Here is a 26,321-nt window from a genome sequence, read left to right as displayed (position 1 = left end):
GAGGGTTATTTCACGCTATTTGAAGCGGATTTCACTGGAGTTAATCCGCCGATAAGTTTAGAAAAACTGGATGCGCGAGTTAAATCGTATCCATATGAATGGCCTGCGCGCCACTGAAGCTATCGGTCGGCTGAGATCGCTTCAGGCAGCAGCCGACGAGTTGGGCGTAACGATAGGCGCCGTCAGCCAGCATCTCGGGCGGCTGGAAAGCGCGCTCGGCCATGCGCTGTTCACGCGGACGCCGCGCGGGCTGGTGCCGACCGAATTCGGTCGCTCGTTTCTGCCGAGACTGACCACGGGATTTTCTGAACTCGAAAGCGCGCTGCGCAGCGCGCGGCTCGACCGTGCGAACCTGCTCACTTTGTCCGTCGCGCCGGTCTTCGCATCCAAATGGCTGGTGACCCGCCTGGCGCGCTTTTCCGAACGACATCCGGGCATCACTGTTCGGCTGGATGCCTCGACGACGCTGGTCGATCCCGATACGAGCGATGTCGATCTGGCGATCCGCGTCGGCAACGGCAAATGGCCGGGCGTGAGGACACGCTTTCTGCTGCCGCAGGAAATATTTCCGGTGAGCGCACCGACGCTGGCTGAAAGGTTGCGAGAGCCGCACAACCTGACCACCGTGCCGATCGTGCGCGACGCAAATTCGACGCTGAAATGGGCAACGTGGTTGGACCAATTCGGCATTTCCGAAAATGCCCTGCCGGACGGTCACGCATTCACCGACGCGGCGCTCGCGCTCGACGCCGCGATTGCCGGTCAGGGCGTCATGCTGGCGTGGCAAACGCTGGCGCAGGACGCGCTTGCGACGGGACAACTCGTCGCCCCCTTCCCGCACCGCGCGGCAACCGGCCTTGGCTACTGGGCCGTGACGTCGGCGACGACCCGCCCTGCCAAAGCGGTCAGCGACTTCATTGCCTGGCTGGAAGAGGAAATCGACCGGACGAAAACCTCGTTTCATTAGAGCTCGAAAAGCAAGTTGCTGCAAAGCAACAGAGCCCGATCACGAAAATGCGAGCGCGATTTTGTTAAATCGCGCGTTAACCTTCTGCGTTAATTTCGCACCCATGAAGATCACACATGCCACTTTATTAGCGATTGCTTTAGCAATTACAGGACCGGCGCTGGCGAAAGACGTGAGCACGTTTCCGACTTTGCCCGCGATGCAGATTCCGGCCGCAATCGAGACGGTGAAGCGGGAAAGCGATTTCACGCACCGCATCTTGCGCCCGCAGCAGCCGAACGGGCGCACGATCGTGCTTATGCACGGTTCCGGCGGCGACGAGACGACGCTGATCCCGCTCGCCGCCAAGATCGATCCGCATGCGACGCTGATCGGCATTCGCGGCCGGGTCGTTCAGGAAGGCGTCAAGCGCTGGTACAAACGCATCACGCCGACGAGCTTCGATCAGACCGACATTCGCGCGGAGGCCGCAGCCTTCGCGGCGTTCTTCCGCAAGCTTGCCGACAGCCAGACGATCGACCTCGCCCAGACGACCTTCCTCGGCTATTCCAACGGCGCAAATCTGATCAATGCGCTTTCGGTGCTGGAACCCGATCTCGTCGAGCGCGCCGTGCTGTTGCGTTCGATGCCGGTGCTGGATGCCATTCCCGCCGCCAATCTGGCAAAGGCGAAGGTGCTGACGATCACCGGCCAGAACGACAAGCTCTACGCGCCGTTCGGCCCCAAGCTCGAAGAGATGTTGCGAGCTTGCGGCGCGGATGTCGTGGCGAAAACCGTCGAGGCCGGACATGAAGTCGGCGACGAGGACGCGCGGATCGCCAGCGAATGGCTCGCCGGCCTCAAGATGGCGTCAGTGAAATAGCAAACGCGCATCGTCGCGCGTAGACTTGCGAATATCGGGAGAAGCGTGAAGTTGATCTTGTCTACGCTCGTCGTTGTCCTGACGGCATCGACCGTGCAGGTTTCCGCGCATGGCGGAGGCTGCCGCAAAAGCTCCCCGCCCGGCCAATGCTGTCACATGGATAACAGCACCGGCGAAGTTCATTGCCATTGAACGAGGAGAAATGAATGGCCGGTGATCTGATCTGGCGTATTGCGCTTGCGCTGGTTGGCTGCTTCGCCGCCGCTTATATCGGGCAGGAACTGCTCGGCGGCGAACTTCTCGGCTGGGTCGTGGGCGGCGCGATTCTCGGCGGCACATGCGCCCCGCTCTTCAAATATCTGCTGGCGATGCGGGCGCGCCGGGCGGCAAAATAGCCATCCATGAAAAAGGCCGGGACATGCCCGGCCTTTGCGTTTCGATCTCGACCTCGATCAGGCCTGAATGACGACGACGTTCGCGCCGTTGGGCACGCGCTCGTAAAGATCGATGACGTCGTGATTGAGCATGCGGACGCACCCGGACGACATGGCGTGGCCGATCGAATTCGGCTGGTTGGTACCGTGGATGCGGAACATCGTGTCGCGGCCGCCGCGGTAGAGATAAAGCGCGCGCGCACCGAGCGGGTTGTTCGGGCCGCCCGGTACACCGCCGGCGAATTCGCGATTGCGCGGGTCGCGCGCGATCATGTTGGCGGTCGGGGTCCAGTTCGGCCATTGTGCCTTGCGCCCGACAGTCGCACCGCCGCGCAGCGCAAGCCCCTCACGGCCGACACCGATGCCGTAGCGCAGTGCGCGACCGTCACCCATCACGTAGTAAAGCCGGCGCTCCGGCGTGTTGACGACGACCGTTCCCGCTTTGTGGCGGGTTTCGTAGGCAACTTCCTGGCGACGCAGTTCCGGCTTGATCTGATCGAGCGGAACGGCGCGCAGCGGGAAACGCTCATCCGGCAACGCAGCGTAGTTCGACAATGCCGTGCCGTATTCGCCCGTCGTGCAACCAGCGAGAAAGACAGAAAAGCCGGCGAGAAAGCCGCGACGGGAAATGGTCATGGATGTTGCCCTTGAATTCGTAAGCCCTGCGGCAATTCGTAAACGCGGATGGTTAAGGATATCTTCCGGCGTCAAGATTTGACGGAACTTCCTTTAAGGAACAAGGTTGGAATGTGTCGACGCGGCAACGCGCGTCAGTTAAAATCGCGTGATCGAGGCACAAAGGAGAAGACCGATGAAGGAATTTCATTGCGGCTCACTCGTTCCGGGCTGCGATTGGCATACCCGCCACGACGAGGAATCCGAGGTGATGCGCCGCGCCGTGGAGCATATGCGACAGGCCCATGGCGAAGACACGATTCGCGAAACGATGGTCGAAGCCATTCGCTCGCGCATCAGCAATGCGCAAAAGGCGGCCTGAGCCAAAACACCTAATCACTCAACCCTAAAAGTTCGCGCCCGCGCTCGATCAGCGCGGGACGCTCGAGCCGAAATCCCGACGCAATCCACTCGTCCTTCACCTTGGCGAGAGCAGCGCCGAGCGTTTCGTCCTGACCGGCGCCCAACGCAACGAAATCGCGGCCTTTGACCGGAAAATTCGGCTTTTCCCAGCCTTCGGCGAATTTCAGAAGCGTTGAGATTCGCCCGGCGTCGATAAGCGCTTCGTCCGCCGACAGCGCCTTTGCACGCGCGCCGGCAAGACCAAGGCGCAGGCGATCGACGGCTGGTTCGCGGCCGCTTAAGAACATTTGTTTGGCGAGCGCGATCTCGCTCATTTCGGGTTCTACGGCACCGAAAGCGGCCCAGTCATGAAGCCGCTTCGCTTCCGCTTTTGACAACCGGAGCCGGCTTGAAATGCTGTCGGCGCGTTCCGGCATCGGCGGGATGATGGCTTGCAGGCGCAACAGAGCATCGACCGGCCAGCCAAGGTCACGCTCGGCCGCGATCAGGCCGGGAACGGCGTCGATTCCCCACTTTTCACTTTCCGGTAAAATCGTCGTGAGAACGCCGGACTGACGCATCCAGAGTAAGGCCCGCGATGGGTCGGGCGCGGACAAAAGCTTCTTCAGTTCCGACCAGACGCGCTCGGCTGAGAGCGTCGATAGCCCTGATTTGAGGCGTGCGGTCGCCTTGATGCCCTCTGCGTCGGGACGACCTGATCCGTACCATGCGAAGAACCGGTAAAAACGCAGGATGCGCAGATAGTCTTCGCCAATGCGGTCATCCGCCTCGCCGATGAAACGCAGATTGCGCCTTTCGAGGTCTTTGAGGCCGCCGACGAGATCCACGACATCGCCCTTTGCGGTCGCGTAAAGCGCGTTGATGGTGAAGTCGCGGCGCTCGGCATCCACCTGCCAGTCGCGCCCGAACGCGACGGTCGCGTGCCGGCCGTGCGTTTCGACATCCGCGCGCAGCGTCGTCACCTCGAATGGCCGCCCCTTGGCGACGACCGTGATGGTGCCGTGCGCCTTGCCGGTCGGCACCGGCTTGAACCCGGCCTCGGCGGCGCGGCGCTCTGTCTCGTCCGGCAGGCAGGTCGTGGCGATATCGACATCGGTCACGGGTTCGCCCAGAAGCGCGTTGCGCACGGCACCGCCCGCGATGCGCGCTTCCTCGCCGTCCGCCGACAAAACGGCGAGCAGCCTTTGCAGCGCCTCGTCATTGAACCAGGGCGCATCGGCAATCGTCATGCTCACGTATAGAGCCTTTCATACAAGGTGCGGATGATGCCGGCCGTGACGCCCCAGATGCGGCGGTTCCCGAACGGCATGTCATAAAAGAAGCGCTCGCGCTCCTGCCACATGCGGCTGCTCCGCGTGTGGTTGGCAGGGTCCATCAGGAAAGACAGCGGCACTTCGAAAGCGTCGTCGACCTCGTCGGCGTTGAGCGTCAGCGCGAAATCAGGTTTCGCCACGCCCAGAACCGGCGAAATGCGATAGCCCGACCCCGAAACGTAGTCGGGCATACGCCCGACGATTTCGATCGTTTCCGCACCGATGCCGATTTCCTCCTCCGTCTCGCGCATCGCGGCGAATTCGGGCGTCGGATCGGTCGCATCAATGCGCCCGCCGGGAAAGGCGATCTGGCCCGAATGGCTGCGCAGCTTCTCCGTTCGCTTGGTCAGGATCAGCGACGCGCCGCCCGGCCGTTCGACCGCCGCGATCATCACAGCCGCATCGCGCAGCCGATTGCCGAGGATCAGGTCACGAAGATCGGGGTTGAGGCCGTGGTCGCCGTAATCGGCGTCGCCGTGCGGTGCCTGCTCGCGCTCCGCGCGGCGGCGGAAGTCGTCGACCGAAAAGAGCGTGCGGGTGGAAATGGCGGTCATCCCTCGGCGAGCCGGTTGAGCTCGGCGACCGGCATGACGGGAAACACTTCTCCGCGCGAGCGCACGCAGAACATCGCCTGCCCGTCGATTTCGATCTCTTCGCCGATTTCGGCTAGCTGATACATGACAGGTCGCGCGACGAGCGCTTCGAGCCGTCCGCGAACATGCAGATAAGGCTTGAGGCCGCCGGTCTCGTTTTCGTCCACGAAGCGGATCGCATGGTCCGGCCCGGCCTCTACCACATCACCGACATTGGTGCGGAAGGTCAGCGCCTGATCGCCACCTTCACCCGAAACGTCCATCTCGACGGCGAGGAACGGCGCGTCTTCCACCTTGATCCCGACCTTTTCGACCGGCGTGACCAGATAGGTTCTACCGTCCTCGTCTTTTCGCAAGACCGAGGAGAAAAGCTGGACGAGCGGCATGCGCCCGATCGGCGTTCCCATATAGAACCACGTCCCGTCCGCTTTGATCTCCATGTCGAGATCGCCGCAAAATTCCGGGTTCCATTTGTCGACCGGCGCAGCGCCCTTGCCGGCTCGCGCAGCGCGCGAAATCAGGGCTTCGAGGCCCGAACTGTCCTTGGCCTGCGTCAGGCCGGCGGTTTTCTGTGCATCGTTCATCGTCACGAAATAGTCACTGTTGTTTCGCTTGTCAGCCATGGTGCAGCATTTAAGCTGGCACGGTGGCCGCTTCGGTGGTGAAAGCCGCGCCTCCCGCATCGACGGGCACATATTGAGATTGGACAGATCATGAGCCTCACCGTCAAGGAACCCGCGCTGAGCGAAACCGAGATGGTTGCGCAGGCCGAACGCGCGCTGAGCGAAATCGCCGGCGTGCGCGAAGCCGTCGGCAAGGTCATTTTCGGCCAGGAACGCGTGGTCGAAAACACGCTCGTCGCGATTCTCGCAGGCGGTCATGGGTTGCTCGTCGGCGTGCCGGGCCTTGCCAAGACCAAGCTGGTCGAAACGCTCGGCACCGTGCTCGGCCTCGACGGAAGGCGCATCCAGTTCACGCCGGACCTGATGCCCTCCGATATTCTCGGCTCCGAAGTGATGGAGCAGGACGAGACCGGCCGCCGCTCATTCCGGTTCATCAAGGGGCCGATCTTCGCGCAGCTTCTGATGGCCGACGAGATCAACCGCGCCTCGCCGCGCACGCAGTCGGCGCTTTTGCAGTCGATGCAGGAATATCACGTGACGGTCGCCGGCGAGCGCCACGATCTGCCCGCGCCGTTCCACGTTCTGGCAACGCAGAACCCGCTGGAGCAGGAAGGCACCTATCCGCTTCCCGAAGCGCAGCTTGACCGCTTCCTGATGCAGATCGACATCGATTATCCCGAACTTGCCGCCGAACGGCGCATCCTGATCGAGACGACTGGCGTCGCCGGCCAGGAAGCCGAAAACGTTCTCGATGCCGCGCGGCTAAGGACGGTGCAGGGGTTGATCCGGCGCATGCCCGTACCCGACAGCGTGGTCGACGCGATCCTGACGCTGGTGCGCTCGGCGCGCCCCGGCGCGGGCAACGCGGAGACCGACAGGCATGTCGCATGGGGACCGGGACCGCGCGCCAGCCAGGCGCTGACGCTGTGTGCCCGCGCCCGCGCACTTTATGACGGGCGGCTCGCGCCCTCGATCGACGATGTGCGCGAACTGGCCGAGCCGGTATTGCAGCACCGCATGGCGCTGACATTCGCGGCGCGTGCCGAAGGCATGACGGTGCGCGACGTGGTCGCGCGGCTGGCGAAAGCGATCTGATGGCGTCTGTCGGCGCGCTCACCCAGGCCGTCGCCCCGCGCGATGCGCTGGCGCGCGCGCGCCAGCGGGCGGCTTTGGTGCCCGACCTGCTGGTAGAGGCGCGGCGCGTCGTCAATACGGTGATTGCCGGCTGGCATGGGCGGCGAAAGCGCGGCATCGGCGAGAATTTCTGGCAATTCCGCCCTTATGTGGATGGCGAAGCCATCGCCCGGATCGACTGGCGGCGCTCGGCGCGCGACGACCACACCTATGTGCGCGATCGCGAATGGGAGGCCGCGCACACGGTCTGGATCTGGGCCGACGCGTCGGCCTCGATGCTCTATCAATCGGTGACGGCAACGGTTTCGAAGGAATCGCGCGCACTGGTTCTGGCGCTGGCTTTGGCCGAGCTTTTCTCGCGCTCGGGCGAACGGATCGCTTGGCCCGGCCTGACCGATCCCTTCTCCGCCCGCAACGGGGCCGAACGGCTCGCCGCGCAGATGCTTCATGCAGGCGCGCTGCCTGCCCGGCCAGACCTCTCGCAGGTCAAGCGCTTTTCGGATGTGGTGCTGATTTCCGATTTCCTCGATCCCGTCGAGGAAACGCAAGCCTGGCTCGACGATCTCGCCGGCCGCGGCATTCGCGCCCATCTGATCGAGATCGCCGACCCCGCCGAAGAAGAATTTCCCTATTCGGGCCGCACCGAGTTTCAGGACCCCGAAACCGGGCTGAAGTTGACCGCCGGTCGCGCTGAAATGCTGCGCGAGGACTATCGCAATCTCTACAACGCCCGCCGCGAAGCGCTCTCGGTCTGGGCACGAAAACTCGGCTGGAGCTACACGGTCAACCACACGGACAGGCTCGCCTCCGACGCGCTCGTGCGCATTCATATGGCAATGAGCGGCGGGGGCGGCTGATGGGTTTCCTGCCGCTCTCCTTCGCCATGCCCGCCGTGCTTGCCGGCCTGATCGCCCTGCCGGTGATCTGGTGGCTTTTGCGCCTGACGCCGCCGAAGCCGCAGGCAGAAGCCTTTCCGCCCCTGAAGATTCTCGCGCGCGTCCTGCGCAAGGAAGAGACGCCACACCAAAGCCCGTGGTGGCTGACGGCCCTGCGCCTCCTGATCGCTGCACTGATCATCTTTGCGCTGGCGGAGCCTGTCTTCAATCCGCGCGAGCGGGTCGCGGTCGACGGCAGTGCTGTCGCGATCGTCGTCGACAATGGCTGGGCGTCGGCGCCCGACTGGGATGTGCGCGTGGCGACCGCCGAACGGCTGATCGCCGACGCTGAAGCGCAGGACGCGCCCGTCATCCTCGCTTTCACCGCCGAAGCGGACAATGCCGCGATCGGCCCGTTCGACCCGCAGGAGGCACGCGAAAGGCTGAATGCCGCCGAAGCGCGGCCCGTTCCGGTCGACCGCGAGGCCGCGTTCGAGCGCGTTGCGGGTGCACTTGCCGACATGCCGGGCGCGACGGTGGCCATGCTCACCGATGGTCTGGCGAGCGAGGAAGACGAAGCCGCCTTCGAAACGCTTCTGGCGGGTGCCGGCAACCTCATCTGGGCCGCACCGCAAGCTCTGACCCGCATCGGCCTCACGCACACCGCCAACGAGCCCGACGCCTTCATCGTCGAGGCGGTACGTGCCACGAGCGACACGGTGCCGAGGCAGGCAGCCGTCGCGGCCTTCGACGATCGCGGACGGCGGATCGCAGAAGCGCCGCTTTCCTTTGGCGCGGGCGAAGCCGTCGCCGCCGCCGAACTGCGCGTGCCCTTCGAACTGCGCAACGACTTCAACGCAGTCGCGGTCGATGGCGAGTTGCAGGCGGGTGCGGTACGTGTGCTCGACGAAAACTCCCGCCGCCGCCGCGTCGGGCTGATCGCACAGGGCGACGGCGACGCCGCGCAGCCGCTTTTGTCGCCGCTTCACTATATCGGCCGCGCGCTCGATCCCTTCGCCGACCTGATCGAGCCCGCCAGCGCCGATCTGGCGTCTGCCATTCCGCAATTGCTGGAGCAGCACCCGGCGATGATCGTCATGGCCGATGTCGGCAATTTGCCGCCAGCCGCCCATGCCGCGCTCGTCGAATGGGTCGAGGGTGGCGGCACGCTCGTGCGTTTCGCCGGACCGCGCCTTGCGGCCTCCGAACCCGACGACGAGTTGCTGCCGGTGCGCCTTCGAACGGGCGAGCGCGCGCTCGGCGGCACCTTGTCCTGGACGGAGCCGCAGGCGATCGCGGAATATCCCGCCGGATCGCCCTTTGCCGACCTGACGCCGCCCACCGACGTGACCGTCGCAAGGCAGGTGCTGGCCGAACCGACCGCCGACATCGTCGAGCGAAGCTGGGTCAACCTTGCCGACGGCACACCGCTCGTCACCGGCGCGCGGCGCGGAGAGGGAACCGTCGCGCTGTTCCACATCACGCCGCAGGCGACATGGTCGAATCTGCCGATCTCCGGCACCTTCGTCGAGCTTTTGCGCCGGTTGGTGCAATTGTCGCGCAATCAGGGTGCTGCATCCGCAGATGCGGCGAGCGGCGCGGCTAACCTGCCACCCTACCGCCTGATAGGCGCGGATGGCAGCCTGATCCCACCGACGCCGGATGCACGCCCGCTGGCTTCAGTGGCCGGATCGCTCGTCACTATCGAGAATCCGCCTGGCCTTTACGGTTCGGAAGAGGGCGTCGTCGCGCACAACCTCTTGCCCGAAAACGCCGAACTGACTCCGATCGCGCGGCCGCAGACACCCTTGGGCGTTACCGACATTGCCTATGGGTTCGACGAGCAGGTCGATCTGCGCGGACCGCTCTTTGCCGCGGCGCTCGCGCTGATGATCCTCGACACGCTCGCCGTCCTGTGGCTCGGCGGCCGCCTGCGCCGCCGCCCGCGCATCGCCGGTGCCGCGACCGCCGCGCTGGCGCTGGTCATTGTCGGTGCGATGTCCATTCCGAATGCCCATGCACAGGCGAACGACGCGCGCCCCGGTGACGACGACGCCATCGCAGCGATCACGCAAACGCGCATCGCCTATGTGGTGACGGGCAACCGGTCTATCGACGACATCAGCCGCGCGGGGCTGGAAGGGTTGGGCCGGTTCCTCGTCGACAAAACGGCGCTGGAACCGGGCGAGCCGGTCGGCGTCGACATCGCCGAGGACGAGCTTGCTTTCTATCCGCTGATCTACTGGCCGATTGACGAGAACGCGCCGATGCCCTCGCCCGAGGCACTCGCACGGATCGACGCGTACATGCAGGAGGGCGGCACGGTTCTCTTCGACACGCGCGACCAGTTTTCGACCGGCTTCGATGCCGGCGCGACGAGCGGATCGAACATGCGCCTGCGCGAAATCCTCGCCGACATGTCCGTGCCGCCGCTTGAGCCGGTGCCGGAAGACCATGTGCTGACCAAGACCTTCTACATCCTCCCCGAATTTCCCGGCCGCTTCAACGGCAGCCCGCTTTGGGTCGAGGCCTCGCAGCCCGTCGAGGAAACGGAAGACCGCCCGGTGCGTGTCGGCGACGGCGTGACGCCGATCATGATCACCGCCAACGATTTCGCGGGTGCATGGGCCGTGAACGCATCGGGCGCGCCGATGCTGCCGACCGTGCCGGCCGATCCGATGCAGCGCGCCTATGCGTATCGCGCGGGCGTCAACATCATGATGTACATGCTGACGGGCAACTATAAGTCCGATCAGGTCCACGTACCGTCCATTCTGGAAAGGCTGGGGCAGTGAACTGGTCGATCGCCTTCGAGCCACTGATCGGCTGGACGTGGCTCGCGCTCATCGCGGTGCCGGTGGCCGCGCTCGTCGTCTGGGGCCTGATCACCGGCCAGCGCGGCGCGTGGTTGCGCCTTGCCGCAATGGCTGCGCTGGCGCTGGCGCTGATCAATCCCGTCCTGCTCGACGAAGAACGCGAACCGCTCAAAAGCGTCGTCGCGCTGGTGGTCGACCGCAGCCAGAGCCAGGAGATCGGCGAGCGCCGGGAGACGACCGACCGCGCGCTGGAAGCGATGCAGGAGCGGCTTGCCCGGCAGGACCGGTTCGATGTGCGTATCGTCGAGACCGGTCAGGCGGATGCGGCTGACGATCGGACGCAGACGCGGCTCTTCGGCGCGCTCGATTCCGCTTTCCGCGACGTGCCGCCCTCACGCATAGGCGGCGCGATCATGATCACCGACGGTCAGGTCCACGACGTTCCCGAGACCCCTTCGTTCGCCGGTCCGCTCCACGCGCTCGTTACCGGCGAGGAAGACGAGTTCGACCGGCGCATCCGCTTCGAGCGCGCACCGCGCTTCGGCATCGTCGACCGACCGCTCGAAATGAGCTACCGCGTGCTTTCCACCGAGGAAAATCCGAGCGGTCAGGTCGATGTGACAGTACGCGTCAATGGCGAGCATGTCGTGCGCCAGACGGCGACGATCGGCGAGGAAACGCGCGTCGACATCGTCGTCCCCAATGCCGGGCGCAACATCGTCGAACTCGAATTTCCGGTCGCTGACGGCGAACTGACCGAGACGAACAACAGGACGATCGCGATCGTCGACGGTATTCGCGAGAACCTCCGCGTGCTACTCGTGTCGGGCGAGCCACATGCGGGCGAGCGCACATGGCGCAACCTTTTGAAATCCGACGCGTCGGTCGATCTCGTTCATTTCACGATCCTGCGTCCGCCCGAAAAGCAGGACGGGACGCCGATCTACGAATTGTCGCTGATCGCGTTCCCGACGCGCGAGCTTTTCGTCGACCGGATCAACGATTTCGACCTCATCATCTTCGACCGCTACCAGCACCGCGACGTGCTGCCGATCCTCTATTACGACTACATCTCCGAATATGTGCAAAATGGCGGCGCGCTCCTGATTGCGGCCGGTCCGGAATATGCCGGCAACCAGTCGATCTCGCGCACGCCGCTGATGGCGTCCCTGCCCGCGATGCCGACCGGCGACGTGGTCGAAGAAGCGTTCTTCCCGCGCCTGACGGAGGCGGGGGAGCGCCATCCGGTGACGCGCGGGTTGGAAGGCTCGGGCGCGGAGCCGCCACAATGGAGCCGCTGGTTCCGCCAGATCGGCGTTTCGCAGCCTGAAGGCGAAGTGGTGATGCGCGGCGCAGACGACATGCCGCTGCTTCTTCTCGACCGTCAAGGCGAAGGCCGCGTCGGCATGCTCCTGTCGGATCACGGGTGGCTTTGGGCGCGCGGCTTCGAGGGCGGCGGCCCGCACGTCTCGCTCTACCGCCGCATGGCCCACTGGCTGATGAAGGAGCCGGAACTTGAAGAGGAGCGGCTGACAGCGAACGCGCAAGGCATGACGCTGGAGGTAGTGCGCCAGACGATGGAGGACGAGGCGGGCGACGCGGTGGTGACGACGCCGGGCGGCGAAACGCTGACGCTGCCGCTCGCGCAGGATGGTGCAGGCGTCTTTTCGGGCACGGTGGAAACCGACGAGATCGGACTTTACCGGATAGCCAATGGCGACCTCGAAACGCTTGCCCATGTCGGCCCGGTCAACGCACCGGAATTCACGGACACGGTCTCGACCACCGAACGACTGCAGCCGGTGGCGGACGAGACGGGCGGCACGGTGCGGCGTATCGGTGGCGGCGACATACCCAATGTCGTGCCGATCCGGCCAGGCGCGAATGCTGACGGGCGCGGCTGGATCGGCCTGCAAACCACCAATGACAGCGTGCTGCGTTCGGTCAGTCGCGTACCGCTTTTCGCCGGTTTCCTCGGCCTTGGCGTGCTTCTTCTGGCATTCGGCGCAACGTGGTATCGAGAGGGGCGCTGATTTTTTTGGCGCACCCTGTCGGCCTGTCGCTGACAACAACGTCCTTGGTTCATCGAAACGCGATGGGAGTTGTTTGCAATGCGCATGATGTTCGTCAATCTGCCGGTCAAGGACGTGGCGGCCAGCCGCGCCTTCTTCTCAAAGCTCGGATTCACCTACAACGAGGATTTCTGCGACGAGACCTCCGCGTGCATGGTCGTGTCCGAAATGGGCTTCGTGATGCTTCTGGAGCATGACAAGTTTCAGGGCTTCATCAATGGCGAGATGGCCGACGCCCATGCGACGACCGAAGTGTTGACGGCATTGTCTGCGTCGAGCCGGCAGGAAGTCGACGACATTCTCGCCAAGGCGCTCGAGGCCGGCGCAAAGCCGTGGAAGCCGAACATGGATTTCGGCTTCATGTATGGCTGCTCGTTTCAGGACCTCGACGGCCACGTCTGGGAGTTCGTCTATATGGAGCAGCCCGCCTAGAGCATGATGCAGCCAAGTGAAACTACTTGGCGTCGCAGACATGCGGCAAAGAGAATAAGTCAGACCATGATGTTGCCCGAAAACCGGTTCCCACTTTTCGGCATCATGGTCTAGGCCACACCCGCATGCACGGTCGCGCCAACGAGCGCCGCAGCGGCGCCCGGCACGAGCTCCTTCACGAGCAGGCGTGCGGGGTCGACCGGCCAGGGCATCGTCATCGCTCCACCCTTGACGCGCTCATAGCCGAACGGACCGTAATAGGGCGCATCGCCGACGAGTACGATGGCGGTGACGCCCTTTTCCTTTGCCGCATCGGCCGCGATGGTGAGGAGCTTGCGACCGATGCCGAGGTTCTTCCATGCCGGACGCACGGCGAGCGGGCCGAGCAGCATCGCGCGCGACTCACCGACTGCGATCGGCGTCAGGCGTACCGAGGCGACGACCTTGCCCTCGACCGTGGCGACGAAGGAAACGTCACGCGCATGCGGCCCGCCCTCGCGGATCTTGTGCGCGGCGCGCGTGAAACGCCCGGGGCCGAACGCCTCGGCGTTGATCTCTTCGATTTCGATGTCGTGGGAAGGCAGTTCCGGCGCGTAGGCGACGTCGGCAAGGGACATGGCAATGGTCTCGATCGGGCTTGGAAAGGCTGGTTCGGACGGCCGGACGCCGTCATCCGCGCTTTACGCGCGGGCGCTCTTTCGTCGTCGCTCGATGCGGATCGTCATCATGAAATTCCCTCTTGGGATCGCTGCTAGCATGCAATCTTCGGTGCGTCCATAACTTCCCTTGACGCATTGTTCAGCCATTGCCGGTTTGGCCGAACCGGCATCTGTCCTATGTCTTCATGCAAGCAAGGGAGATTTCGATGGGACTTCTGGTCGACGGCAAGTGGCAGGACAAATGGTACGACACCTCCAAGTCGGGAGGCCGGTTCGAGCGCTCGCAATCGCAATGGCGCGACTGGGTGACGGTCGATGGCGAGCCCGCCGAGGGGCGTGAACGCTGCTTCAAGGCCGAACCGGGGCGCTACCATCTTTATGTGTCGCTTGCCTGCCCCTGGGCGCATCGCACACTGATCCTGCGCAAGCTGAAAAAGCTCGAAGATGCCATCTCCGTTTCCATCGTCCATCACTTCATGGGCAAGGACGGCTGGACGTTCGAAACGGACGAGGCGGCGACCGGCGATGATCTTTACGGCTTCGACTATCTCCACCAGATCTATACGAAGGCCGACCCGCATTATTCGGGTCGCGTGACCGTGCCGATCCTGTGGGACAAGCGCGAGGAAACGATCGTCTCCAACGAAAGCGCGGAAATCATCCGCATGCTCAATTCGGCCTTCGACGAATGGGGCGACGCTTCGCTCGACTTCTACCCGAAGGCTTTGCGTGGCGAGATCGATGCGATCAACGAGAAGGTCTACGAGCCGATCAACAACGGCGTTTACAAGGCCGGTTTCGCGACGACGCAGGAAGCTTACGAAGACGCGTTCGGCGAGTTGTTCTCAGCGCTAGACGGGATGGAAGAACGCCTGTCACGTCACCGCTATCTCTCCGGCGACCGGCTGACGGAAGCCGACTGGCGACTTTTCACGACGCTGGTACGGTTCGACGCCGTCTATGTGGGACATTTCAAATGCAATTTGCGCCGGATCGACGATTACCCGAACCTTTCAGGCTTTCTGCGTGAGCTTTATCAGGTGCCGGGCGTAGCCGAGACGGTCAACATAGACCACATCAAGAAACACTATTACGGCAGTCACGAAACGATCAATCCGACGCGGATCGTTCCCGCCGGCCCCGCGCTCGACTTCGACCGGCCGCATGACCGGGAACGGCTGAAGACGGCGGCCTAAGGCCAAAGCCGGCCCGGTGCCTACCAGTGAAGATCCGCTGCTGCACCGCCAAAAACCTCCGCCAGCCGGCGGCGCGTGGCGGGGGTGGTTTCTTCCGGCAGTGCATCCAGCGGGAAGAAACCGGCTTCCGCGATCTCGTGATCGGGCAGTTTCGGCGCTGTTTGCCGATAGGCTGAAACGAGGTAGAGCGCGACATGGTCGCGCTGGCTCGCCTGCCGGTTCAAATGGATCGAGATAAGGCGCGGCTCGTCCGTCATCTCGATATTGCCCTCCTCGGCCAGTTCGCGTTCGAGCGACAGCCGCATCGTCTCGCCCACTTCCACGCCGCCGCCGGGAAATTGCCAGCCATCGATGTAGGTATGGCGGATGAGAAAGACGGTGCCGGCGGCCGCGTCGTGGACAATGCCACGCACACCCAGCGTCATCGGCCGGCGCAGCAGAAACCATCCGTGGAAGAGCTTTACGCGCAACCATTGCGACACAGTCGGCATTGAGCGGGTGGCGGCGTCGCTCATGCCGCCCGCAGGGTGGTCACGCCACATGTCATGTCGTAAGGAAGGAAATGCTCAGGCTCGCTCATCTTTCGGACATCCATCTCGGCCCCCTGCCCGATATCAAGTACCGCGAACTCGCGTCGAAACGTATCACCGGCTACATCAACTGGCAGCGCAACCGCAAGACCAACCTGCACGATTACGTCATCGGCCTGATCCTCGACGACATCAAGGCGCAGGCTCCGGACCACATCGCGGTGACCGGCGATCTGGTCAATCTGGCTCTCGACGCCGAGATCGAATTTGCGACCCAATGGCTGGAAGAAGTCGGCGCGGGAGACGGAGTTTCTGTCGTTCCGGGCAATCATGACGCCTATGTGCCCGGCGCGCTCGACAAGGCCTGCCGCGCCTGGGGCAAGTGGATGTGGGGCGACGGCATGGCGCAGCCTGCCCGTCGCGGCGCGTTCCCCTATATGCGCGTACGCGGAAAGATGGCGCTGATCGGCGTTTCCTCGGCGCGCGCGACCGCTCCCTTCATGGCGTCCGGCTATTTCGGATCGACGCAGGCGCGCCGGCTCGGGCAGATGCTCGACGAGGCGAAGGCGAACGGGCTTTGCCGCGTGATCATGATCCACCACCCGCCCGTGCGTGGCGCAGCGCCACAGCACAAGCGTCTGTTCGGCATCGGGCGTTTCAAGAAGGTGATGCAAAAGCACGGCGCGGAACTCGTCTTGCACGGACACACCCATCTGCCGAGCCTTTACTGGCTGGACGGCAAGGACGGCAAGGTTCCGGTGTTGGGCGTGGCTGCCGCCGGTCAGGCCGTCGGCGGCTCCAAGCCGGCCGCGCAATTCAATTTGATCGAAATCGACGGCGAGCCGGGCGCGTGGAGGCTGAACGTCGAGCGACGCGGGCTTCTTGCCGGTTCGAATGACATCCAGAAGATCGTCGCGCAGACGCTGGAGTCAGGTAGCGGATCGCCGGTTCACGAACCGACCCCCAGCCGCTCCCACGCGAAATAGACAACGGCGGCGACGCCCACGAACGCGCCTGCGAGAAACAGCGCAAAGGCAGTGAAAATATCGAACGCCGCTTTGGCAGGCGGCCGATCGAGCACGCCGACGATGGGTGCGGGCGCTTCGCGATCTCCCGCAAGCACCGCCTCACGCTCGACCATGCGCTCGGCGACATAACGCGTCACGGCATCGGCAGCCTTTTTGATATCCGGCGTTTCGGCGAGCACCAGCCGTCCGTTGCGCGTATCCTTCAAAAAGCGATAGGTGCGCTTGTCGCGACCCATCGTGACGTGGCTCACCGCGTCGATCCACAGGCGCGGCTGCATGCCGCCGGTCACGTTGAGGTCAAAGCGCTCATCATCGGCAGGGATGTCGGCGAAGACCTGTTCGAGGTCCTGCGCGAGAATTTCGAGCCGTGTAAGTTGCGCCTCGCGCAGGTCGACCACCACATCCGTACGGTCCGCATTATTCGTTTTCACCTCGCGGATCGCGGCGGCGAGACGGCGCATCGTTCCGTTGCGGGGCGTCTCGTCGAGGGCTTCACTCATGACCGCGAACTCCAGACTCAAGGGCGGATACTTAACGTATCGTTAAACCCCGATTCCGGCGAAAACGCGCCGAATGTCAAGGGCTTCGCTTTCGTCAGGCCGAAGCGACGGAGGCCCGGATCGCCGCGAGCACGGCCGACTTCGCCTCGACGGTGAGCATGTGCCCTGCCCCATCGATAGTCGTCAGCTTGACGTTTTCGGGTAGATTTTCGGTCTGCGAAAACGGCAAGACCGGATCGAGCGTGCCCCAGACGAGGGAAACGGGCATCTGTAGCGCGGCAAGCGCTTCGCGCGGAATTTCACCCTGCACGCCATCCTTCTGGATGATGCCGTGGAAGGCGTCGAGCTTGACGCGCTGGCCGCTTTGGCCGCGCACGGCGGCAAGGCCAAGAACGTATTTCGGCGGCGTCGAAAATCCAGGCGCCGACATCTCGTCCATGATCTTGCCAAGCTCGCCGGCATGAGCAGCGTTAGCGTAGCGCTTCAGGAGGTCGCCATTGATCTGCGGACCGAAACCGCCCGGCGCGAGCAGCGTCAGAGATGCTACCCGCTCCGGCGAGCGCATGGCGATGAGGGTGGCGACCGCACCGCCCATGGAATGACCGACCAGATGGACGCGGTCGAACCCGCGCGCGGCAAGATCGGCAGCGATGGCCTTGGCCGCCACCGTTGCCGGCCCCGCGCCGGGATAGTCGAGCGAGCGTCCGTGCCCCGGCAGGTCGTATGCGATGACGGTCGCATCGCGCGCCAGCGCCGGCTGGATATCGGTCCAGGTCGAGTGCGATCCGCCGAAACCGTGAAGAAGGACGATCGTGCGATCGCCCTTCCCTGCCATCTGGCCCATCACGCGTGCGGCAAGCTTCTCGCTCATTTGGCCGAAAGGATGCGGTTGGCGGCCGACACGACCGCTTCGAGCGAGGCGGCGACGATGTTGGTGTTGATCGCAGCGCCAAATAGCTTCCCGCCGGGATGCTCGACTTCCATATAGCAGATGGCGGCAGCGTTCGAGCCGCGCTGCATGGAATGCTCCGAATAGTCGAGCACCGACATGTCGATGCCGATATGCCGCGACAGCGCGTCGACGAAGCCGTCGACCGGGCCGGTGCCGGTGCCGGTGACCTGAACCTCGGTGCCGTTGTCGATGATCGTCGCCTCGACGATACGGCGGCCTTTCACGGAGGTGTCGGGGAAGGTCTGGTGATCGACGAATTTCAGCCGCCCGTCCGGCTGGTCGACATAAAGCTCCAGAAAGCGATCATAAATCGCCTTGGGGCGCAGCTCTTTCCCCTCACGGTCGGTGATTTCCTGAATGTCTTCGCGAAATTCCACCTGCAAACTGCGCGGCAGGTTGAGGCCGTAATCGGCCTGCAGAATATAGGCGATGCCACCCTTGCCGGATTGCGAATTGATGCGGATGATCGCCTCATAGGAGCGGCCGACATCCTGCGGGTCGATCGGCAGGTAGGGCACTTCCCAAAGCGGCTTGTTGGCGGTCTTGATCGCCTTCATCCCCTTGTTGATCGCGTCCTGATGCGAACCGGAGAACGCGGTGTAGACCAGTTCGCCGACATAAGGATGGCGCTCGGGAATCCTGAGCTGGTTGGAATATTCGTAGACATCCTTCATCCGCTCGATCTGCGAGCAGTCCAGCATCGGGTCGACGCCCTGCGTGTACATGTTGAGCGCCAGCGTCACGACATCGACGTTTCCGGTGCGCTCGCCATTGCCGAACAAGGTGCCCTCGACACGGTCCGCGCCCGCCATCAGGCCAAGCTCCGTCGCCGCGATGCCGGTGCCGCGATCATTATGCGGGTGCAGGGACAGGATGATCGAATCGCGCCGGTCGAGATTGCGGCTCATCCATTCGATCTGGTCGGCATGGATGTTGGGCGTCGACATCTCGACGGTCGCCGGCAGGTTCAAGATCAGCTTGTTTTCGGGCGACGGGTCGATGATCTCGGTGATGGCGTTGCAAATTTCCAGCGCGACTTCGAGTTCGGTGCCGGTGAAGCTTTCGGGCGAATACTGGAAACGATAGCCGCCGCCGGCCTTCGCCGCCTCGTCCATCACCATCTTCGCCGCGTCCGTCGCGATGCGCTTGATGCCCGCGACATCCTTCTCGAACACGACACGGCGCTGCAACTCGCTGGTCGAATTGTAGAAATGGACAATGGGCTTTTTTGACCCGGCCAGCGACTCGAAGGTACGAGCGATGAGTTCGGGGCGGCACTGGACGAGCACCTGCAAGGACACGTCGTCCGGCACGCCAGCTTCCTCGATGGCAAAGCGCGTGAAATCGAAATCGGTCTGCGAGGCCGACGGGAAGCCGATCTCGATCTCCTTGAAGCCCATGTCGAGCAACAACTGGAACATGCGCGCCTTGCGGTCGTGCCCCATCGGGTCGATCAGCGCCTGGTTGCCGTCGCGCAGGTCGACCGAGCACCAGATCGGCGCGGTCTCGATACGCTTGTCGGGCCAGGTCCGATCCTTCAAGCCGACGAATGGGTAAGGCTCATACTTGCGGGCGGCGTCCGGCATGCCCTTGGCACGCGCCGTGACGATCTTCGACTGGTCGTTCATTTGAAATTCTCCTCGCCCCCGCATCGCGGTCGGGCGTCTTGATGGCTCAATATCGGTTTTGGGACAAGGAGCATTGCCGTCCGGCGTCACGATCGATCGCCGGGCGCTCCTTCAGCCGACCCGACGATCGCCACTAAGAAGGAGAAGCAGGGACTGAGCGCGCGCAAAAGCACCGGCTTTGTCGGCCGGCAAGCTGCGGAAATTGGCGTGCATCGCGTTCATGGGCAAAGTGATAGCCGAGCGATCGTTGCGAGGCAAGGCGGATTTCCTTGCAAAAATTACGCATACGATGTCGGCCCACCTGCCATTCATTCGTCGTAGGCAAAGGAGTATCGTCAAAAAAAGCGACGCGGAGACGAACATGGCTGAAAAAGTTCTCGTTCTGGTCGGCACCAAAAAGGGTGCGTTCATCCTGACAAGCGACGGGGCACGCAAAGACTGGAAACTCTCCGGTCCGTTCTGCCAGACATGGCCGATCAATCATTTCGTGGCGCACCCGGAAACCGGCGCTCTTTATGCCGGAGGCGGCGACGCTTGGTTCGGGCCGGCGGTCTGGAAATCGACCGATCTGGGCGGAACATGGACGCATTCGTCAAGCGGCCTCGCCTATGCCGAAGGTGACGAGCCGGTCGCGTCCGTTTGGAGCCTTGCCGCCCATAATGGCAGCCTTTACGCGGGCGTGCAGCCGGCAGGTCTCTTTCGCTCCGATGACGACGGCGAGACCTGGACGCATCTCGACGGTTTGCAAAAGCACCCCAGCCGTCCCCACTGGATGCCGGGCGGCGCGGGACTGATCCTGCATTCGCTCGTCGTCGATCCGGCAGACGAGCAGAAAATCTGGATCGGTATTTCGTCGGCGGGCGTCTTCGCGACACAGGATGGCGGCAAAACGTGGGAGCCGCGCAATAGCGGCACGCGGGCGGACTATATGCCCGAGGGACAGAACTACCCCGAATTCGGGCAGTGCGTGCATAATCTGGTGAAGGCTCCGGGCGCAGGCGAGCGGCTCTACCAGCAGAACCATTGCGGCATGTACCGCTCGGACGATGGCGGCCGCCAATGGGAGAGCATCGAAAAGGGCCTGCCGTCCAGTTTCGGCTTTCCGGCTGCCGCGCACCCGGCCGACCCCGACACGCTGTTCCTGCTGCCGCTCAACGGTGATACCGCAGGACGCTATGTGCCGGATGCGAGCGCCGCCGTGTGGCGCACGCGCGATGGTGGCGCATCATGGCAGGATATGCGTGTGGGTCTGCCGCAGGAAAATGCCTATTTCGGTGTGCTGCGACAGGCGATGGCGACGGACCGGATGAAGACGGCCGGCGTCTATTTCGGCACGGGCGGAGGCGAACTTTACGCCAGCAATGACGAGGGTGAGACCTGGCGCGCCATTGAAAGCCACCTGCCCGCGATCCTCTCGGTCGAGACGCTGACGGTCCATGACTGACACACCGGACATCATCGTGCGCCTTCCGGCGATCCTGACGGATTTGTTTCCCGGATCGGAGCGCAGGATCGAGATGCAGGCCGGATCGGTCGGCGAAATGATGGACCGGCTGGACGGCATGTGGCCGGGCATGCGTGACCGGCTGTGCGACACGCGGCCCGCGATCCGCAAGCACATCAACGTCTTCATCGACGGCGAACGGGCGCGGCTCGATACGAAGCTCGCGCCCGGAGATGAAGTTTTTGTGCTGACGGCGATCAGCGGCGGCTGATCAAACGCCCATTTCGCCCGGCTGCTGAGCCGGTTGCGGGATTTGCAACTGGCGGCGGACCCAGTCCGGCGTCTGGCGCTGCGGATATTGCAGCGGCTCGTTCTGAAGAACCAGAACCGGCGTATCGATCGCCACGCGGCCGTAAAGGTCGATAATGTCCTGATTGAACAGGCGCACGCAGCCCGACGAGACGGCAAGTCCGATAGACCACGGCTCGGTCGTGCCATGGATGCGGTAGAGCGTGTCGCGGCCACCATCGAACAGATAAAGGGCGCGCGCGCCGAGCGGGTTGTCGAGGCCGGGTGGCATGCCGCCGGCCCATTGCGCGTTGCGCTCGGGCTCGCGTTCGATCATCGAGGCGGTCGGGGTCCAGGTCGGCCATTGCGCCTTGCGCGCCACGCGCGCGGTGCCCTCGAACTCGAGACCGGCGCGACCAACACCGATGCCGTAGCGCATCGCCATGCCGTTCGGCTGCACGAGATAGAGGAAGCGGTTCTGCGTATCGACGACGATCGTGCCCGCGCGCTCGCCGCGATGGTAGCGCACCTGCTGGCGGAAGAATCGCTCTTCCAAATCCGAGATGTCGGTGGCCGGCATCGGGAAACGTTCGTTCGGCATCGGCCCATACATCGCAAGATAGTATGGATCGGGTGCCGGCTTGACCGATTCCATCACCGATGTCGGCGACGACATGCAGCCCGACAGGACAGCCGGTGCGACCGCAGCCACGGAGGCGGCCTGAAAAAGAAATCGGCGGCGGGACACGCGCATCAGTTCATTACCCATTACATCACTCGCAAGCCGGGAAAGGTCAGATTGCAACTATGGCAAAGATTTCCTTTATCCAATGCTAACCAACTGTGGCCGTGGACGGGATGAAATGCGGCAAAAAAGAGTCGTGCGCCGGTGTGTGGCGTTTACGTCACAGTTGAGATACGGGCGGAAATACGGCGTGAATTCGGCGCCCGAGCGGCACCGATAGCTATGCGAACGGCGTCGCGATCGTTCCAGCGGGCAGCTTCGCCTCATTGTCCGGCTCGACATGGATCAGCACACGCACCGAGGGAATTTGCGCCCTCAGAGCTTCCTCGATCCTGTCGCAGATCGCATGGCTCTCACCGACCGACATCTGCGCATCCACGACCATATGAAACTCGATAAACGTCGCACGGCCGGCAATGCGCGTCTTCAGATCGTGAATTTCGAGCGCCCCTTGCGCGTTCGCCGAAACGACATCGCGTATGTTCATGTGCTCTTCGAGCGGCACGGCCTGATCCATCAGGCCGCTGAGCGAGGAGGTGATGACCTTCCACCCCTGCCACAAAATGTTGAGCGCGACGATCATCGCCAGCAGCGGATCGAGAATCCACCAGCCCGTCGCGATCGCGCCGACAAGGCCCACCAGGACGCCGATGGACGTAACCACGTCGGTCATGACGTGATGGCCGTCGGCCTCGAGCGCCGGGGATCTCGCCTTGCGCCCCTGCCGGATGAGGACGGTCGCCCAGACACCATTGATGACGGTGGCGAGCACGTTGACGCCAAGGCCGAGACCGGGCGCTTCGAGCGGCACCGGTCGCTGGATCGCGCTCCACACCTCGGTCAGGATCAAAAGCGCCGCGACGACGATCAAAACCCCTTCGAGAACGGCGGAAAAATATTCAGCCTTGTGATGACCGAACTGATGGTCGCGGTCGGCCGGTTTGTGGCTGACCGAAATCGCCCAGAAGGCAGCGCAGCCCGCAATCACGTTGACGATCGATTCCAGAGCGTCGGAATAAAGCGCGACTGAACCCGTCAGCCGCCAGGCCACGAATTTGAGGCCCATGACGCCGAGCGCAACCACGATCGACCAGGCCGCGAGGCGGCGCACCTTCTGCTTGTCGTTCAATTTCAGGCTGCCTTCACTTTGGCTTTTCGCGGCAAATGCGCGACGACGTTCTCGATCATCCGCATGCCCGCATCCTGGCCGAGCGTCATGATCGATTCGGGATGAAATTGCACGGCCGCAACGGGCTGCGAGCGATGTTCTATCCCCATGATAACGCCGTCCTCGGTTTCCGCCGTGACGAGGAATTCATCGGGAAGGCGCACCGGATCGGCGAAGATCGAATGGTAGCGTCCGACTGTCACTTCCTTCGGCAGGCCGGAAAAGACGACGCCCGGCTTCGTCACGCGGATGCGCGAGGGCTTGCCGTGCATCGGCTCGTGAAGCTGGCGCAACTCGCCGCCATAGGCTTCGGTCAGCGCCTGAAGTCCGAGACACACACCGAAGACGGGAAGGTCACGCGCCCGCGCTTTTGAAATCGTGGCCTTGCAATCGAAATCGGACGGCATGCCGGGGCCGGGCGACAGGACGACGAGATCGGGATCGACATTGTCGAAGACCTCCTCCGCGACGGGACTGCGCACGGTGGAAACGGACGCGCCGGTCTGGCGGAAATAATTCGCCAGCGTGTGAACGAAGCTGTCCTCGTGATCGACGAGCAGGATCGACACCCCCTCGCCGACCTTCGCGCTGTCGCGCACGGTTTTCGCGGCATTGCCGACCGAGGCTTCGCGGATCGCCGCAAGCATGGCGGATGCCTTGAGCTCGGTCTCCGCCTCTTCCTCAGCGGGATCGGAATCGAACAGAAGCGTCGCGCCGGCGCGCACTTCAGCGGTACCGTCCTTGATGCGAATGGTGCGCAGCGTCAGGCCGGTGTTCATGTCGCCGTTGAAATGCACCATGCCGATCGCGCCGCCATACCAGGCGCGCGGGCTTTTTTCGTGGTTCTCGATGAAGCGCATGGCCCACAATTTCGGCGCGCCCGTCACGGTCACCGCCCATGCGTGGGACAGGAAGGCGTCGAACGCATCCATGCCTTCGCGCAGCCGGCCCTCGATATGGTCGACCGTGTGGATCAGGCGCGAATACATCTCGATCTGGCGGCGGCCGATGACGCGCACCGAGCCCGGCTCGCAAACCCGGCTCTTGTCGTTGCGGTCGACGTCCGAGCACATGGTGAGTTCGGATTCGTCTTTCTTGGAGTTCAGGAGCTTCAATATCTGCTCCGAATCCGCGATCGCGTCCTCGCCGCGCCGGATGGTGCCCGAGATCGGGCAGGTCTCGACCCGGCGGCCGGAAACGCGCACGAACATCTCCGGCGACGCGCCGATCAGATATTCGTTTTCGCCCAGATTGATGAAGAAGGAATAGGGCGACGGGTTGATCGACTTCAGCTTGCGCGAAATCTCCGACGGCTTGGAGACGCAACGCTCGAAGAACATCTGTCCCGGAACGACCTCGAAGAGATCGCCGCGCCGGAAGCTTTCCTTGGCCTTGCCGACGAGTTTTGCGTACTCGCCCGGCTCGTGGTCGGCACGCGGCGGCTGCGTCGAGCCTTGAACGAAAGGCGTTTCCTGCCCACCGCGCGGCAGGCCTTCGGTGGAAAAGTTTGCCCCGGCAAAATCGTAGCGGTCATGCCAGGCTTTCGCCTGATGGTGATCGACGACCAAAATCTCGTCGGGAAGGTAAAGCACGACATCGCGCTGGCTTTCCGGCCTCTCGAGCTTCAGTTCGACCGGATCGAACTGAAAGGCAAGATCGTAGCCGAATGCGCCGTAAAGGCCGAGATTGGGGTCTTCCGGGGACTTGAAGAGCGCGACGACGGCGCGCAGCACCGTAAAGACGGTCGGTGCGCGCGAACGCTCTTCCTCGGTGAAGATACGCGTCGGCTCCGCGACCGTCAGCGTGACCAGCGCGGGCGTACGAACGAAAGCGGCAACCTCCGGCAATGCCTCGACCACGGGTGCGATGCCGTCCAGCAGCTTTTCTCCGCGCGCATTGAGCGCCTCGATGCGCATGTCGCGACCTTTTGCGGAGACGACCAAAGGCGGATCGACGATAGCCGTGTCCCAGCGCGTGTAGCGGCCGGGATATTCGTAATTGGAGGAAAAGACACAGCCGCGGCGCGAATTCAGCGCGTCGACATAGGTTTCGATCGCGCCGACATAGGGCGTCTCGTGCCGCGTGCGCGTGATCGTCACGCCACCTTCGGTCGTGTAGCGCTCTGCGCCATTATCGAGATGTTCGGTACTCATGATGTCCTTCCCCTCTTCGTTCAGGTTCCGGAGCGGCAGGGTCCAAAAGGACGAAGGCCGCCCGGAATATTCCGTTGCGGCCAAGATTTCGAAACGCGCATGCGTCGCAAGGCCGCTTTTAGCGGACCCACCACCACAGCTTTGCGAGCAGGAGCGTTTTCATGGGAAAACTCATAGCACGGCGCGCGGCTCCCGCAAGCGAAAAACCAAAAGGACGAGCGCAGTCCACGCGATACCGAGCGACCAGCCGGCCAGAACGTCGCTCGGCCAATGGACGCCGAGATAAAGCCGGCTCGCGCCGATGAGGAACGTCATCGCGACGGCTACCGCGATTGCATATCGCCTGAGCGCGACGCGCGGCGACACATGCGCGACCAGCGCGCCGAGCGTCAGCCACACGACCGCCCCGACCATCGCGTGGCCGCTCGGAAAGCTCATCGTATGGGTTTCGATGAGATGGCCGACGATGTCGGGACGAGGGCGGGCGAACGCAATCTTGAGCAGATTTTCAATGCCGATGGCCGACACGAATGCAACTGGCAATACCGGCGCGAGGCGCCCTTGTCCCGCTATCGCGAGACCGCCCGCCATGACGAATGCCATAACGCCCATCACCGTGTAGCCGCCCAGCGCGGTAAACTGCACGACCGCCTGTTCGAACCAGCCCGGACCGATGGCCACGCCCGGATCGTCCGTACGCAGAGCCGTCAAGATCGCGGCATCGACGCCTTCGAGCGCACCGGCATATTTGAGCGCGACGATTGCCAGAAAAGCTGCAAAACCACACGCGATGCCACATGTAAGCGCCTTTTGTCGCAATCCGTCGTTCTCGCGCATTCCACGTCACCCTCATGTCGATTGCCGTCGATAT

At 63.4% G+C, this 26,321-nt stretch carries 26 protein-coding genes; 13 read left to right on the top strand and 13 right to left on the bottom strand.

Annotated elements, in window-relative coordinates; genetic code table 11:
• The first annotated feature begins 70 nt into the window (after positions 1-70).
• The 3 genes from ACX82Z_RS02410 (at position 71) to ACX82Z_RS02400 (ending at position 2,224) form a co-directional block, all read left to right on the top strand.
• The gene (locus tag ACX82Z_RS02410; protein WP_459586553.1) at positions 71-967 is read left to right on the top strand and encodes a LysR substrate-binding domain-containing protein; all 897 of its coding nucleotides are present in this window, start codon (positions 71-73) and stop codon (positions 965-967) included.
• A 172-nt stretch (positions 968-1,139) separates the two neighbouring features.
• Complete coding sequence (locus ACX82Z_RS02405; protein ID WP_459586552.1) at positions 1,140-1,829, top strand: alpha/beta hydrolase; 690 nt, start codon at positions 1,140-1,142, stop codon at positions 1,827-1,829.
• A gap of 206 nt (positions 1,830-2,035) precedes the next feature.
• Entirely contained in the window at positions 2,036-2,224 is a 189-nt protein-coding gene (locus ACX82Z_RS02400; RefSeq protein WP_459586551.1) for a hypothetical protein, read from the top strand.
• Between the two features lie 57 nt (positions 2,225-2,281).
• Here ACX82Z_RS02400 and ACX82Z_RS02395 read toward each other — a convergent pair whose 3' ends face one another.
• Complete coding sequence (locus ACX82Z_RS02395; protein ID WP_459586550.1) at positions 2,282-2,899, bottom strand: L,D-transpeptidase; 618 nt, start codon at positions 2,897-2,899, stop codon at positions 2,282-2,284.
• Between the two features lie 175 nt (positions 2,900-3,074).
• Between ACX82Z_RS02395 and ACX82Z_RS02390 the strand changes: the two genes are divergently transcribed.
• Positions 3,075-3,260: a DUF1059 domain-containing protein gene (locus ACX82Z_RS02390; protein ID WP_459586549.1), complete on the top strand. Its 186-nt coding sequence runs from the start codon at positions 3,075-3,077 to the stop codon at positions 3,258-3,260.
• A 10-nt stretch (positions 3,261-3,270) separates the two neighbouring features.
• Here the strand turns inward: ACX82Z_RS02390 and ACX82Z_RS02385 are convergent, their stop codons facing one another.
• The 3 genes from ACX82Z_RS02385 to ACX82Z_RS02375 are packed head-to-tail and all read right to left on the bottom strand — an operon-like array spanning position 3,271 to position 5,791.
• Entirely contained in the window at positions 3,271-4,536 is a 1,266-nt protein-coding gene (locus tag ACX82Z_RS02385) for a CCA tRNA nucleotidyltransferase (RefSeq protein WP_459586548.1), read from the bottom strand.
• Complete coding sequence (locus ACX82Z_RS02380) at positions 4,533-5,168, bottom strand: NUDIX hydrolase (RefSeq protein ID WP_459586547.1); 636 nt, start codon at positions 5,166-5,168, stop codon at positions 4,533-4,535. Before ACX82Z_RS02380 ends, ACX82Z_RS02385 begins: the two co-directional genes overlap by 4 nt.
• On the bottom strand, positions 5,165-5,791 hold the full coding sequence (locus ACX82Z_RS02375) for a DUF1285 domain-containing protein (RefSeq protein ID WP_459911589.1): 627 nt from the start codon (positions 5,789-5,791) through the stop codon (positions 5,165-5,167). The genes ACX82Z_RS02380 and ACX82Z_RS02375 overlap by 4 nt, the downstream gene beginning before the upstream one ends.
• Positions 5,792-5,920: 129 nt before the next feature.
• Between ACX82Z_RS02375 and ACX82Z_RS02370 the strand changes: the two genes are divergently transcribed.
• From ACX82Z_RS02370 to ACX82Z_RS02350, 5 genes are all read left to right on the top strand, one after another.
• A complete protein-coding gene (locus tag ACX82Z_RS02370) occupies positions 5,921-6,925 on the top strand; it encodes an AAA family ATPase (RefSeq protein WP_459586546.1) in 1,005 nt (334 codons plus the stop codon).
• Positions 6,925-7,821 carry a DUF58 domain-containing protein gene (locus ACX82Z_RS02365; protein ID WP_459586545.1) on the top strand — a complete coding sequence of 299 codons (897 nt, stop codon included), beginning with the start codon at positions 6,925-6,927 and terminating at the stop codon, positions 7,819-7,821. The genes ACX82Z_RS02370 and ACX82Z_RS02365 overlap by 1 nt, the downstream gene beginning before the upstream one ends.
• Positions 7,821-10,634 (top strand): DUF4159 domain-containing protein, encoded by a 2,814-nt coding sequence (locus ACX82Z_RS02360; protein WP_459586544.1) that lies wholly within the window; start codon positions 7,821-7,823, stop codon positions 10,632-10,634. The genes ACX82Z_RS02365 and ACX82Z_RS02360 overlap by 1 nt, the downstream gene beginning before the upstream one ends.
• Positions 10,631-12,688: a hypothetical protein gene (locus ACX82Z_RS02355; RefSeq protein ID WP_459586543.1), complete on the top strand. Its 2,058-nt coding sequence runs from the start codon at positions 10,631-10,633 to the stop codon at positions 12,686-12,688. Before ACX82Z_RS02360 ends, ACX82Z_RS02355 begins: the two co-directional genes overlap by 4 nt.
• A 78-nt stretch (positions 12,689-12,766) precedes the next feature.
• A complete protein-coding gene (locus ACX82Z_RS02350) occupies positions 12,767-13,159 on the top strand; it encodes a VOC family protein (RefSeq protein WP_459586542.1) in 393 nt (130 codons plus the stop codon).
• Between the two features lie 110 nt (positions 13,160-13,269).
• On the opposite strand, the gene ACX82Z_RS02345 is transcribed toward ACX82Z_RS02350, so the two are convergent.
• Positions 13,270-13,776, bottom strand: coding sequence for a GNAT family N-acetyltransferase (locus tag ACX82Z_RS02345; protein ID WP_459586541.1), 507 nt, complete (start codon positions 13,774-13,776; stop codon positions 13,270-13,272).
• 248 nt (positions 13,777-14,024) lie between these two features.
• Between ACX82Z_RS02345 and ACX82Z_RS02340 the strand changes: the two genes are divergently transcribed.
• The gene (locus tag ACX82Z_RS02340; RefSeq protein WP_459586540.1) at positions 14,025-15,014 is read left to right on the top strand and encodes a glutathione S-transferase family protein; all 990 of its coding nucleotides are present in this window, start codon (positions 14,025-14,027) and stop codon (positions 15,012-15,014) included.
• A gap of 20 nt (positions 15,015-15,034) precedes the next feature.
• Here the strand turns inward: ACX82Z_RS02340 and ACX82Z_RS02335 are convergent, their stop codons facing one another.
• Positions 15,035-15,529: an NUDIX domain-containing protein gene (locus ACX82Z_RS02335; protein ID WP_459911587.1), complete on the bottom strand. Its 495-nt coding sequence runs from the start codon at positions 15,527-15,529 to the stop codon at positions 15,035-15,037.
• 47 nt (positions 15,530-15,576) lie between these two features.
• On the opposite strand from ACX82Z_RS02335, the gene ACX82Z_RS02330 reads away from it, so the two are divergent.
• Positions 15,577-16,530 (top strand): metallophosphoesterase family protein, encoded by a 954-nt coding sequence (locus ACX82Z_RS02330; protein WP_459586539.1) that lies wholly within the window; start codon positions 15,577-15,579, stop codon positions 16,528-16,530.
• On the opposite strand, the gene ACX82Z_RS02325 is transcribed toward ACX82Z_RS02330, so the two are convergent.
• The 3 genes from ACX82Z_RS02325 to leuA all read right to left on the bottom strand — a co-directional run bounded on the left by ACX82Z_RS02325 (position 16,494) and on the right by leuA (position 19,610).
• Positions 16,494-17,072 carry a hypothetical protein gene (locus tag ACX82Z_RS02325; RefSeq protein ID WP_459586538.1) on the bottom strand — a complete coding sequence of 193 codons (579 nt, stop codon included), beginning with the start codon at positions 17,070-17,072 and terminating at the stop codon, positions 16,494-16,496. The two genes, ACX82Z_RS02330 and ACX82Z_RS02325, sit on opposite strands and share 37 nt — an antisense overlap.
• 94 nt (positions 17,073-17,166) lie before the next feature.
• The gene (locus tag ACX82Z_RS02320) at positions 17,167-17,943 is read right to left on the bottom strand and encodes an alpha/beta fold hydrolase (protein ID WP_459586537.1); all 777 of its coding nucleotides are present in this window, start codon (positions 17,941-17,943) and stop codon (positions 17,167-17,169) included.
• Positions 17,940-19,610: a 2-isopropylmalate synthase gene (gene leuA, locus ACX82Z_RS02315; RefSeq protein ID WP_459911585.1), complete on the bottom strand. Its 1,671-nt coding sequence runs from the start codon at positions 19,608-19,610 to the stop codon at positions 17,940-17,942. Before leuA ends, ACX82Z_RS02320 begins: the two co-directional genes overlap by 4 nt.
• Before the next feature lie 403 nt (positions 19,611-20,013).
• On the opposite strand from leuA, the gene ACX82Z_RS02310 reads away from it, so the two are divergent.
• Entirely contained in the window at positions 20,014-21,096 is a 1,083-nt protein-coding gene (locus ACX82Z_RS02310; RefSeq protein ID WP_459586536.1) for a WD40/YVTN/BNR-like repeat-containing protein, read from the top strand.
• Positions 21,089-21,367: a MoaD/ThiS family protein gene (locus tag ACX82Z_RS02305; RefSeq protein WP_459586535.1), complete on the top strand. Its 279-nt coding sequence runs from the start codon at positions 21,089-21,091 to the stop codon at positions 21,365-21,367. Before ACX82Z_RS02310 ends, ACX82Z_RS02305 begins: the two co-directional genes overlap by 8 nt.
• On the opposite strand, the gene ACX82Z_RS02300 is transcribed toward ACX82Z_RS02305, so the two are convergent.
• From ACX82Z_RS02300 to ACX82Z_RS02285, 4 genes are all read right to left on the bottom strand, one after another.
• Positions 21,368-22,138 (bottom strand): L,D-transpeptidase, encoded by a 771-nt coding sequence (locus ACX82Z_RS02300; RefSeq protein WP_459911583.1) that lies wholly within the window; start codon positions 22,136-22,138, stop codon positions 21,368-21,370.
• A gap of 211 nt (positions 22,139-22,349) precedes the next feature.
• Complete coding sequence (locus ACX82Z_RS02295) at positions 22,350-23,258, bottom strand: cation diffusion facilitator family transporter (RefSeq protein WP_459586534.1); 909 nt, start codon at positions 23,256-23,258, stop codon at positions 22,350-22,352.
• A gap of 2 nt (positions 23,259-23,260) precedes the next feature.
• A complete protein-coding gene (locus ACX82Z_RS02290) occupies positions 23,261-25,450 on the bottom strand; it encodes an anthranilate synthase (protein WP_459586533.1) in 2,190 nt (729 codons plus the stop codon).
• 171 nt (positions 25,451-25,621) lie between these two features.
• The gene (locus ACX82Z_RS02285; RefSeq protein WP_459586532.1) at positions 25,622-26,287 is read right to left on the bottom strand and encodes a phosphatase PAP2 family protein; all 666 of its coding nucleotides are present in this window, start codon (positions 26,285-26,287) and stop codon (positions 25,622-25,624) included.
• Positions 26,288-26,321 lie beyond the last annotated feature (34 nt).

It is taken from the genome of Aliihoeflea sp. PC F10.4, from assembly GCF_054612275.1.
This window is presented reverse-complemented; position numbering and strand designations above follow the sequence as displayed.

Bases quoted from the DNA above. Each gene is read 5' to 3' on its own strand.
- ACX82Z_RS02365 (WP_459586545.1), top strand. From the start codon at position 6,925: ATGGCGTCTGTCGGCGCGCTCACCCAGGCCGTCGCCCCGCGCGATGCG.
- ACX82Z_RS02400 (WP_459586551.1), top strand. From the start codon at position 2,036: ATGGCCGGTGATCTGATCTGGCGTATTGCGCTTGCGCTGGTTGGCTGC.
- ACX82Z_RS02335 (WP_459911587.1), bottom strand. From the start codon at position 15,529: ATGAGCGACGCCGCCACCCGCTCAATGCCGACTGTGTCGCAATGGTTG.
- ACX82Z_RS02300 (WP_459911583.1), bottom strand. From the start codon at position 22,138: ATGCGCGTGTCCCGCCGCCGATTTCTTTTTCAGGCCGCCTCCGTGGCT.
- ACX82Z_RS02310 (WP_459586536.1), top strand. From the start codon at position 20,014: ATGGCTGAAAAAGTTCTCGTTCTGGTCGGCACCAAAAAGGGTGCGTTC.
- ACX82Z_RS02410 (WP_459586553.1), top strand. From the start codon at position 71: ATGCGCGAGTTAAATCGTATCCATATGAATGGCCTGCGCGCCACTGAA.
- ACX82Z_RS02290 (WP_459586533.1), bottom strand. From the start codon at position 25,450: ATGAGTACCGAACATCTCGATAATGGCGCAGAGCGCTACACGACCGAA.
- ACX82Z_RS02375 (WP_459911589.1), bottom strand. From the start codon at position 5,791: ATGAACGATGCACAGAAAACCGCCGGCCTGACGCAGGCCAAGGACAGT.
- ACX82Z_RS02330 (WP_459586539.1), top strand. From the start codon at position 15,577: ATGCTCAGGCTCGCTCATCTTTCGGACATCCATCTCGGCCCCCTGCCC.
- ACX82Z_RS02380 (WP_459586547.1), bottom strand. From the start codon at position 5,168: ATGACCGCCATTTCCACCCGCACGCTCTTTTCGGTCGACGACTTCCGC.
- ACX82Z_RS02285 (WP_459586532.1), bottom strand. From the start codon at position 26,287: ATGCGCGAGAACGACGGATTGCGACAAAAGGCGCTTACATGTGGCATC.
- leuA (WP_459911585.1), bottom strand. From the start codon at position 19,610: ATGCCGGACGCCGCCCGCAAGTATGAGCCTTACCCATTCGTCGGCTTG.
- ACX82Z_RS02350 (WP_459586542.1), top strand. From the start codon at position 12,767: ATGCGCATGATGTTCGTCAATCTGCCGGTCAAGGACGTGGCGGCCAGC.
- ACX82Z_RS02395 (WP_459586550.1), bottom strand. From the start codon at position 2,899: ATGACCATTTCCCGTCGCGGCTTTCTCGCCGGCTTTTCTGTCTTTCTC.
- ACX82Z_RS02390 (WP_459586549.1), top strand. From the start codon at position 3,075: ATGAAGGAATTTCATTGCGGCTCACTCGTTCCGGGCTGCGATTGGCAT.
- ACX82Z_RS02360 (WP_459586544.1), top strand. From the start codon at position 7,821: ATGGGTTTCCTGCCGCTCTCCTTCGCCATGCCCGCCGTGCTTGCCGGC.
- ACX82Z_RS02320 (WP_459586537.1), bottom strand. From the start codon at position 17,943: ATGAGCGAGAAGCTTGCCGCACGCGTGATGGGCCAGATGGCAGGGAAG.
- ACX82Z_RS02305 (WP_459586535.1), top strand. From the start codon at position 21,089: ATGACTGACACACCGGACATCATCGTGCGCCTTCCGGCGATCCTGACG.
- ACX82Z_RS02370 (WP_459586546.1), top strand. From the start codon at position 5,921: ATGAGCCTCACCGTCAAGGAACCCGCGCTGAGCGAAACCGAGATGGTT.
- ACX82Z_RS02325 (WP_459586538.1), bottom strand. From the start codon at position 17,072: ATGAGTGAAGCCCTCGACGAGACGCCCCGCAACGGAACGATGCGCCGT.
- ACX82Z_RS02340 (WP_459586540.1), top strand. From the start codon at position 14,025: ATGGGACTTCTGGTCGACGGCAAGTGGCAGGACAAATGGTACGACACC.
- ACX82Z_RS02345 (WP_459586541.1), bottom strand. From the start codon at position 13,776: ATGTCCCTTGCCGACGTCGCCTACGCGCCGGAACTGCCTTCCCACGAC.